Below are 10,185 nucleotides of genomic sequence, written 5' to 3'. Positions count from 1 at the left end.
GCGGCGGCACGGCAGCCTTGTCGGCGGCCGTAGCCCTCACATGCTCCACGGTCAGGACGAGCGAATCCCTAGAGATCGCTCTCATGGACTCGGCTCCAGAGCAGCGGTCAGGCACCGGTGTCGGCAGCTTGGTGGAACTCGCGGGTCCTGTCGTGGTGAACGGCGGCCGCTCGCGGTGAACGGCGGCCGCCACAGCCGGTCAGTCGCCCGAGGCGCTCATGGCGCGCTCGACCAGCGCCGCGACATCCAGCTCGTCGAGGTCGTCGGTGCCCTGCTCCTCGGTCACTGGCGGCGCGGCGGCGGCCGGGGCCCGGTCGGCCAACACCAGCAGCTGACCCAGCAGGCCGGCCTCGCGCAGGCGAGCCAGGGGCAGGCGGGCAAGGGCATCCCGGATGGCGGCCTCGTCCTCGCCGGTGTCGGGGGCCACGGGAAGCACCTGCTCGGCCAAGTGCCGGGCGAGCACCAGGGGCGTCGGATAGTCGAAGACCAGGGTCGCGGGCAGCCGCAACCCGGTGGCCCGGCCCAGGGCATTGCGCAGGCCGAGGGCCGTCATCGAGTCGAACCCGAGGCTGCGGAAGGCCAGTTCGGGCGCCACCTCGTCGACCGAGGCGTGCGCGAGGACGGCCGCGACGTGCGAGCGCACCAGGTCGACCAGCGCGCGCTCCCGCTTGGGCCCGGGCAGGGCGGTGAGGCGGGCCACCAGGGACTCGGCCTCGCCGCGAGGGTCCTCGGCCGATCCGGCCGGACCCGTGACGACGAGCTCGCTCAGCAGCCGTTCCGCCGCAGCAGCGGTCCAGTCGAGGTCGGCGACCAGCATCAGCGTCTCTCCCGCGTCGAGAGCGCGTTGCAGCGCCCCGAGCGCGAGTTCGGGCGCCATCGCCCGCACGCCGCGCCGACCGAGTTGCTCGCCCACCGCACCCGCGGCCAGGCCGACCCCGCCCCAGGCGCCCCAGGCCACCGAGGTGGCCGGCAGGCCGACACCGCGCCGGAAGTGCGCCAGGGCGTCCAGGTAGGCGTTGGCGGCCGCGTAGCTGCCCTGCCCCGCGCTGCCCAACGTCCCGGCGGCGGAGGAGAAGAGGACGAACGCGTCGAGGTCCTGGCCGGCGGTCAGCTCGTGCAGGTGCCAGGCGCCCAGCGCCTTGGGCGCGAGCACGGTTGCGGCCCGCTCGGCCGTCAGGGAGTCGAGGACACCGTCGTCCAGCACGCCCGCGGTGTGGAAGACCGATGTCACCGGCTCCCGTGCCAGCAGCTCCGCGAGGGCCTGCCGGTCCGCCACATCGCATGCCTCGACCACGGCCTCGGCCCCGAACGCGGCCAGTTCCTCGCACAGTTCGGCCGCGCCGGGAGCGCTCAGCCCGCGGCGGCTGGTCAGCACCAGCCGCTCGGCGCCGGCCCGGGCCAGGTGCCGCGCCACTTGGGCCCCCAGCCCGCCCGTCCCGCCGGTCACCAGCACGGTGCCACGCGGCCGCCAGGCCGGACCGTCGGCCGTCCCGGCCTCGGCACGGACCAGCCGCTTCGCGAACAGGCCCGCCCCGCGCACCGCCACCTGGTCCTCGGTGGCCTCGGCCAGCACCCCGGCCAGCAGCTCCGCGGCGCGGTCGTCCGGTAGCGTGGGCAGATCGACCAACCCGCCCCAGCGGTCCGGGTACTCCACCCCGACCACCCGGCCGAGCCCCCAGAGTAGCCCCTGCCCCGGCGACATCAGACGGTCCGAGCCGCCCACCGACACCGCGCCCCGGGTCGCCACCCACAGCGGCGCCGACACGCCCGCGTCACCCAGTGCCTGCACCAGGCCGACCGTCTGCGCGAAGCCCGCTTCGGCGACGGCGGTGTCAGGGCCTTCGCCGGCACGGGCGAGTAGCGACAGCACGCCGGTGACGGGTCCGGCAGCCGTTGCCGCGCCCAGTCGGTCGCTGAGCCCCGCGCGGTCGAGCCCGGCGGGGTCGGGGACGACCGGCACCACCCGGGCGCCGGCCTCGGTCAGCGCGCGGGTGATCAGGTCGGCCAGGGGGGTGTCACCGGCCGAGGCGGGCTGTAGCAGCAGCCAGTTCCCGGACAGGCGCCGGCTCGGGTCGGTCTCGAACCGCTGCCACCGCACCCGGTACCGCCAGCCGTCCACCGTCGAGCGCTCGCGCTGCCGGCGACGGTAGGTCGCGAGTGCGGGCAGCACGCTGCCGAGCGGCTCCTCGTCCAGCTCCAGCGACGCGGCGAGCGCCCGCAGGTCGTCCTGCTCCACTGCGTTCCAGAACTCGGCGTCACCCACGGCCGGTTCCGCCTGCGGCTCGGCGGGTGCGTCAAGCCAGTACCGCCTGCGCTGGAAGGCGTAGGTGGGCAGGTCGACGCGCCGGGTACCGGCCGGAAACTGCCAGGCCACGGGGACACCGTGGACGTGGAGTTCGGCGGCGGAGGCAAGGTACCGGGCCAGGCCGCCCTCGCCGCGCCGGAGGGTGCCGGTCACCAGGGCCTCGGGCGCGGTCTCCTGCAGTGCCATGGTCAGCACCGGGTGCGGGCTCACCTCGATCAGCACGTCGTATCCGTCAGCCAACAACTGCTCGGTCGTGGCTTCGAGTTCAACGGTGTGGCGCAGGTTGCGGTACCAGTACGCGGCGTCCAGGCCCGCGGTGTCCAGCAGGCCGCCGGTCACGGTGGAGTAGAACGCGACGTCGGACGACCGCGGGCCGATCGGCGCGAGCACCTCCAGGAGCCCGGCCTCCAACGCCTCGACCTGGGCCGAGTGCGAGGCGTAGTCCACCGGGATCCGGCGGGCTCGCACACCGTCCGCCTCGCAACGGGCGAGCAGTTGGTCCAGCTCACCGGTTCCACCGGAAACCACCACCGTGGCAGGGCCGTTGACGGCTGCGACCGACAGACCATCGGTGAGCATCTCGCGAACGTCGGGCAGCGGCAGCGCGACCGAGACCATGCCGCCGCGCCCGGCGATCGCGCCGATCGCCTTGCTGCGCAGCGCCACCACCCGGGCCGCGTCCTCCAGCGTGAGCGCACCGGCCACACACGCGGCCGCGATCTCACCCTGGCTGTGACCGACCACGGCCGACGGTGCGACCCCGTAGGAGCGCCACAACTCCGCGAGCGAGACCATCACCGCGAACAGCACCGGCTGCACGACGTCCACACGTGCCAGCAGATCGCCGTCACCGCGCAGCACCTCGAACAGGTCCCAGTCGACGAACGGCGCCAACGCCGCCGCGCACTCGGCCATCCGCTCGACGAACACCGGTGCACTGTCCAGCAGTTCCACCGCCATGCCCGCCCACTGCGCGCCCTGGCCGGGGAAGACGAACGCGACCTTCCCGTGATCCTCGGCCATACCCTGCACGACCACGGCAGCCGGCTCCCCCGCCGCCAGCGCGGTCAGCCCGTGGCGGAGCTCATCCCGCTCGGCGCCGACCACCACCGCGCGGTGCTCGAACAGCGCGCGGCCGCTCACCAGCGAAAACCCGACATCCGCCAACGGAGCGTCACTGTCCAGGAGTTCAACCAACCGCCCGGCCTGTGCGCGCAGCGCCTGCGCACTGCGCGCCGACACCACCAGCGGCGTGACCCCGCCGGCCACCGTCGGGCCGGGCTCCGGCGCATTCGGCGCCTGCTCGATGATCACATGGGCATTGGTCCCGCTGACCCCGAACGAGGACACCCCGGCCCGCCGCGGCCCGCCCGTCTCCGGCCACTCCATCGCCTCGCTCAGCAGCCGCACCTCGCCCGCCGACCAGTCCACGTGCGGGGTCGGCTCGTCCACGTGCAACGTGCGCGGCAGCAGGCCGTGCCGCATCGCCAGCACCATCTTCATCACGCCGGCCACACCCGCCGCCGCCTGCGCGTGCCCGATGTTCGACTTCAACGACCCCAACCACAGCGGCCGTTCGGAGTTCCGCTGCCCGTAGGTGGCCAGCAGCGCCTGCGCCTCGATCGGGTCGCCGAGCGTCGTCCCGGTGCCGTGTGCCTCCACGGCGTGCACCTGCTCCACCGTCAGGTCGGCGTTGGCCAGTGCCGCCCGGATCACCCGTTCCTGCGCCGGCCCGTTGGGCGCGGTCAGGCCGTTGCTCGCGCCGTCCTGGTTCACCGAGCTCCCGCGCAGCACCGCCAGCACCGGGTGCCCGTTGCGCCGCGCGTCCGACAGCCGCTCCAGCAGCAGCAGCCCGACGCCCTCCGACCACCCCGTCCCGTCGGCCGCTGCCGCGAAGGACTTGCACCGCCCGTCCGCCGCCAGCCCGCGCTGCCGGCTGAACTCGATCAACGTTGCGGGCGTGGACATCACGGTCACGCCGCCCGCCAGCGCAAGCTCGCACTCTCCCGCCCGCAGCGCCTGCGCCGCCAGGTGCAGCGCAACCAGCGAGGAGGAGCAGGCGGTGTCGACCGTCACCGCCGGGCCCTCCAACCCGAAGGTGTAGGCGATCCGGCCGGAGGCGACGCTCGCAGCGCTGCCGCTGCCCAGATGGCCTTCGAAACCCTCCGGTGCCCGCCGCAGCCGCGCACCGTAGTCGTTGTACATGACCCCGACGAAGACGCCGGCCCGGCTGCCGCGCAGCGCGGTCGGGTCGATCCCACCCCTTTCGAACGCCTCCCAGGAGGTCTCAAGCAGCAGCCGCTGCTGCGGGTCCATCGCCAGCGCCTCACGCGGCGAGATCCCGAAGAACGCCGGATCGAAGTGGTCGGCCTCGCGCAGGTAGCCGCCCGCAGTGGCGTAGCACGTGCCGGTGTGGTCCGGGTCCGGGTGGTAGAGCCGGTCCAGGTCCCAGCCCCGGTCCGCGGGCAAGCCGCCGACCGCGTCGACGCCGTCCGCAACCAGCTGCCACAGCTCCTCGGGCGTGCGCACGCCGCCCGGGTAGCGGCAGCTCATCGCGACGATCACCACCGGGTCGTCCTCGACCGGTCGGCCCGGCGCGACGGTTGCAGCGGTCGGCGCGGCGCCGACCGTCGCACCGAGCAGGTCGGCGCGCAGCTTCCGCGCCACCGCCTGCGGGTTCGGGTGGTCGAAGACCAGGGTGGCGGGCAGGCGCAGGCCGGTCGCTGCGGTGAGCCGGTTGCGCAGGTCGACCGCCGTGAGCGAGTCGAATCCGAGGTCCTTGAAAGCCTGCCGGACATCGACCGCTGCGGGCGAGGCGTGGCCGAGCACGGCGGCGATCCGGCCGCGGACCAGGTCGAGCAGCAGTGCGAGTTGCTCGGTCTCCGGCAGCACGGCGAGGCGTTCGCGCAGCCTGGCCGAGCCACTCCCGGCCGCCTCAGCCGCACCCGCGACGCGCCGGGCCGGGACGAGGGCCCGCAGCACGGCGGGCAGTGCCGGACCCAGTCCCCGCAGCACAGCGAGGTCGAGCCGGGCGGGCACCAGCACCGGCTCGCCACTGCGCAGCGCCGCGTCGAACAGGGCGAGCCCCTGGTCGGAGCCGAGCGACCGCATGCCGGTGCCGGCCACCCGCCGTTCGTCGGCCCGGTCCAGCTTGCGGGTCATCGTGCTGCGCTCGGCCCACAGGCCCCAGGCGAGGGACACCGCGGGCAGGGCCTGGGCACGCCGGTACTGGGCGAAGGCATCCAGGAAGCCGTTGGCCGCCGCGTAGTTGGCCTGCCCGGCCGCACCGAGAACGGCGGCGGCCGAGGAGAACAGCACGAACGCGGTGAGCTCGTGGCCTCGGGTCAGCTCGTGCAGGTTGCGGACCGCGTCGATCTTGGGGGTGAGGACGCGCTCCAGCTGCTCGGCGGTCAGCGAGGTGACGGTCGCGTCGTCGAGCACCCCGGCCGCGTGCACCACCGCGGTCACCGGGTGCTGGGCGAGCAGCCGGGCGAGCGCGTCGCGGTCGGTCGTGTCGCAGGCGGCCAGCGTCACCTCGGCCGCGCCCAGGGCCAGCAGCTCCGCCCGTAGCTCGGCCGCTCCCGGCGCCTGCTCGCCCTGCCGGCCCGCCAGGACCAGGCGCCGCACGCCGTGCTCGGCGACCAGGTGGCGGGCCGTCAGCCCACCGACCAGGCCGGTGCCGCCGGTGACCAGGACCGGGCCGTCGCCGAAGTCGAGCGGCGCCGAGGGCCGGGCGGGCGCCGGCACCCGGGCGAGGCGGGGCACCCGGAGTTCGCCGGCCCGCACCGCCGACTGGGGCTCGCCGCTGGTCAAGGCAGCCGCCACGGCGGCGCCCGGATCGCCGTCGGCGTCGAGGTCCAGCAGGACGAACCGGCCCGGGTGCTCGGACTGCGCCGAGCGCACCAGCCCCCACAGGGCCGCGCCCGCGAGGTCTGGCAGGCCCTCCCCGGACTGTGCCTCCACCGCGCCACGGGTCACCAGCACCAACCGGCAGTCGGCGAAACGCTGGTCGGCCAGCCAGCCCTGAAGCACCGTCAGTGCCTCGGAGAGCCGCTCGCGGACGCCCTCGACCGGGGCCGGGCCGGGCGCGAACAGCACTACTTCCGGAACGGTTTCGAGCGCGGCGAGCGCGGCGAGGTCCGGGCAGACGAGGCCCGGCAGGCCGAACGGGTCCTGCCCGAGCACGGCCCAGCGGCCGGTCGCCACCGGAGTCGGGGTGGGGAGTGCCGGCCACTCGACCCGGAACAGGGAGTCCGGCGGTACGGCGCCCGCCGCGGGCAACGCGTCCGCTGAGACGGGCCGCAGCGCCAACGCGTCCACCGCGGCGACGGCAGCGCCCGTGGGGTCGGCGAGCTGCAGCGAGAGCTCCTGGGGGCCGGTCGGCAACAGCCGCACGCGTAGGGCCGAGGCACCGGTTGCCGCGAGGGTGAGTCCGCGCCAGGAGAAGGGCAGCAGGGTCGGGCCCGGCTCGGCCGGGTGCAGGCCGGTGGCGTGCAGCGCGGCGTCGAACAGCGCGGGGTGCAGCAGGAAGTCGGCGGCCGCCGCAAGCTGCTCCTCGGGCAGCGAGACCTCGGCGAACAGCTCCTCGCCGCGTCGCCACGCGGCCCGCAGCCCCTGGAACGCGGGCCCGTAGCCCAGGCCCTGCTCGGCCGCCGCGGCGTAGCGGCCGACGAGGTCGACGGGCGTCGCCCCTGCCGGCGGCCAGGCGGCTGCCCACGCGGAGTCCGGCAGCGGCGCGGCAGTCGGGCGGCGGGCGACGGTGCCGGCGGCGTGCCGGGTCCACGGGGAGCCCGTCGGGTCATCATCGTCGGGGGCCGTGTGAACGGTCAGCGCACGGGCACCAACGGCGTCCGGCGCGCCGAGCCGGAGCTGGATCCGCACCGCGCCGTCCTCCGGGAGGACCAGCGGCGCCTCCAGGGTCAGCTCCTCCACTTGGTCGCATCCGACCAGATCGCCCGCGTACAGGGTGAGTTCCGCGACGGCCGTGCCGGGCAGCACGGCGGTCCCCTGCACTCGGTGGTCCGCCAGCCACGGGTGGGTGCGCAGCGAGAGCCGTCCGGTGAGCAGCCAGCCGTCGCCGTCGGCCAACGGGACGAGGCCGCCGAGCAGCGGATGCCCGGCCGCACCGAGGCCGGCGGCCGTGACGTCGCCGGCGGGCGCGGGGGCGTCGAGCCAGTAGCGCTCACGCTGGAAGGCGTAGGTGGGCAGGTCCACGCGGCGGGCGTGGGCAGGGAACTGCCAGGCCACGGCAACGCCCTGGACGTACAGCTCGGCGGCGGACGTGAGGAAGCGGGCCGGGCCGCCTTCGTTGCGGCGCAGGGTGCCGGTGACGACGGCCTCGGGAGCCGTCTCCTGGAGTGCCGTGGTGAGTACCGGATGCGGGCTGACCTCGACCAGCACGCCGTACCCGTCGGAAGTCAACTGATCCGTGGATGCTTTGAGTTGGACGGTCTGGCGCAGATTGCGGTACCAGTAGGCGGCGTCCAGCTGCTCGGTGTCGAGCAGGCCGGCGGTGACGGTGGAGTAGAACGGGACGGTGGCGGCGTGCGGCGTGATCGGCCTTAGCACGTCCAGGAGTTCGGCTTCCAGCGCCTCGACGTGGGAGGAGTGCGAGGCGTAGTCGACCGGGATCCGCCGGGCCCGCACACCGTCCGCCTCGCAGTGGGCCAGCAGCGCGTCCAGCTCCCCGGTGTCACCCGAAACCACAACCGTTGCAGGGCCGTTGACAGCGGCGACCGACAGACCGCCGGTGAGCAACGCGTGAACATCGGCCAGCGGAAGCGCCACCGACACCATGCCACCGCGTCCGGCGATCGCTTGGAGAGCCTTGCTGCGCAGCGCCACCACGCGGGCCGCATCCTCCAGCGTGAGCGCGCCGGCAACGCAGGCGGCCGCGATCTCACCCTGGCTGTGCCCCACCACGGCGGCCGGCTCGACCCCGTGCGAGCGCCACAGCTCCGCCAACGACACCATCACCGCGAACAGCACCGGCTGCACGACATCGACTCGTTCAAGCTCGGCGCCATCACCACGCAGCACCTCGAACAGGTCCCAGTCCGTGAACGGCGCCAACGCCACCGCACACTCGCCCATCCGATCGGCGAACACCGGGGCGGTGTCCAGCAGTTCGACCGCCATGCCCGCCCACTGCGCGCCCTGCCCCGGGAAGACGAACGCCACCTTCCCCGGCGTGTCCGCCACGCCGGCCACGACACCCGCGGCCGACTCCCCCTCCGCCAAAGCCCGCAGTGCCGAAGCGCGGTCCGCCGCCAGCACCACCGCCCGGTGCGCGAACGCCGTCCGGGTCGTGGCCAGCGAGAACCCGACATCCACCGGGTCCGCGGCGTCGACGGCCGCCACCGCCGCCGCCTGCTCGCGCAGCGCGCCCGCCGAGCGCCCCGACAGCACCCACGGCACCACGACATCGGGGTGATGCTGGGCCGACTCGGGCTCCGGCACCGGGGCCGCCTCGACGATCACGTGTGCGTTGGTCCCGCTCACCCCGAAGGAGGACACCCCGGCCCGGCGCGGCTCGCCCGTCTCCGGCCAGGCCACGGCCTCGGTCAGCAGTGACACGGCTCCGGCCGACCAGTCCACATGCGGGGTCGGCTCGTCCGCGTGCAGCGTGCGCGGCAGCACACCGTGGCGCATCGCCTGCACCATCTTGATGAGCCCGCCCACCCCCGCCGCGGCCTGGGTGTGGCCGATGTTCGACTTCAACGAGCCGAGCCAGAGCGGGCGTTCGGCCACCCGCTCGCGTCCGTAGGTGGCAAGCAGCGCCTGCGCTTCGATCGGGTCGCCCAGCGTGGTGCCGGTGCCGTGTGCCTCCACCGCGTCGATCCGGTCGGCGGTCAGCCGCGCGTCGGCGAGCGCCGCCCGGATCACCCGCTGCTGCGCCGGGCCGTTGGGTGCGGTCAACCGACTACTGGCCCCGTCCTGGTTGACGGCGCTGCCGCGGACCAGCGCGAGCACCGGGTGCCCGTTGCGCCGTGCGTCCGAGAGCCGCTCCAGGAGCAGCAGGCCGACGCCCTCGGCCCAGCCCGTGCCGTCGGCGGCCGCGCCGAAGGACTTGCAGCGGCCGTCGGCCGCCAACCCGCGCAGCCGGCTGAACTCGACGAACACCCCGGGCGTGGCCATCAGCGCCACGCCACCGGCCAGCGCCAGCGAGCACTCCTCCTCGCGCAGCGCCTGGCTGGCCAGGTGCAGTGCGACCAGCGAGGACGAGCACGCGGTGTCGACCGTCACCGCGGGCCCTTCGAGCCCGAAGGTGTAGGCCAGCCGGCCGGAGGCGATGCTGCCCGCGCTGCCGTTGCCGAGGTAGCCCTCCAGGCCGGCGGGCAGCTTGCGGATGCGCGAGCCGTAGTCGTTGTACATCACGCCGAGGAACACGCCGGTCCGGCTGCCGCGCAGGGCAGCCGGGACGATCCCGGCCCGCTCGAACGCCTCCCAGCCGGTCTCCAGCAGCAACCGCTGCTGGGGATCGGTGGCGAGCGCCTCGCGCGGCGACATGCCGAAGAAGGCAGGGTCGAACTGTGCGGCCTCGTGCAGGAACCCACCCTCACGGGTGTAGCTACGACCGGACCGATCCGGGTCCTCGTCGTACAGGTCCGCCGGCCAGCCGCGATCGGTCGGGAAACCCGAGATCGCGTCGGTGCCGGTACTGACCAGCTGCCACAGGTCCTCGGGCGAGCGGACCCCGCCCGGGTACCGGCAGCTCATGGCGACGATCGCGATCGGATCCTGCTCCTTCGCCTGCAGTTCGCGCAGTTTCTCCTGCGCCTCGTGCAGTTTGGTCGTCGCACGCTTGAGGTAGTCGCGAAGCCTGTCCTCGCTCACGGCTGGTTTGTCACTCCTCTATCGACGGCCGAGCGGATCGGTGC

At 74.5% G+C, this 10,185-nt stretch carries 1 protein-coding gene; it reads right to left on the bottom strand.

Going from position 1 to position 10,185, the window contains the following annotated elements:
* Positions 1 to 199: 199 nt before the first annotated feature.
* Positions 200 to 10,141: a type I polyketide synthase gene (locus P3T35_RS23110; RefSeq protein WP_101378598.1), complete on the bottom strand. Its 9,942-nt coding sequence runs from the start codon at positions 10,139 to 10,141 to the stop codon at positions 200 to 202.
* Between the last annotated feature and the right edge of the window lie 44 nt (positions 10,142 to 10,185).

The sequence above is a fragment of the Kitasatospora sp. GP30 genome (genome assembly GCF_029892145.1).
Taxonomy (GTDB): Bacteria; Actinomycetota; Actinomycetes; order Streptomycetales; family Streptomycetaceae; genus Kitasatospora; species Kitasatospora acidiphila.
This window is presented reverse-complemented; position numbering and strand designations above follow the sequence as displayed.